The following is a 416-nucleotide window of genomic DNA, read 5'->3' on the forward strand; positions in this document are numbered from 1 at the left end:
GCCCAGCGCAATGCATCAAAGTGTGAAACATTTGCAGAGCCATATTGCAGGCGCTGTAGATACATCGCCATGCGAACTTCGGCAATCATATTGGAGCCGTCGTTTGAAGCAGAACCGTCCACACCCAGCCCGACCTTTACACCCGCGGCCTCGAGGTCATTATTCTTACAAATACCGGAAGCCAACATCATGTTGGAAGTTGGGCAGTGGCTGATACCTATTCCTGCTTTACCCAAACGCTTAATCTCTTCTGGGTTGAAGTGAATACCATGAGCAAGCCAAGTGCGTTCATTGAGCCAGCCGGCATCTTCTAGGTAATCGACAGGGCGCAGGCCAAACTTCTCAATACAGAAGTCTTCTTCGTCTAAGGTTTCGCACAGGTGGGTGTGCATCATTACGTTCTCACGCTCACTGAT

Annotated in this window: 1 protein-coding gene; it reads right to left on the bottom strand. The window is 50.0% G+C overall.

Annotated elements, in window-relative coordinates:
* Nucleotides 1-416 (bottom strand): amidohydrolase family protein (locus AB4486_RS23610; protein WP_372118999.1); only part of this gene is annotated, 416 nt, incomplete at both ends.

This window comes from Vibrio sp. 10N.222.55.C6 (genome assembly GCF_041473395.1).
Lineage (GTDB): Bacteria > Pseudomonadota > Gammaproteobacteria > Enterobacterales > Vibrionaceae > Vibrio > Vibrio crassostreae_C.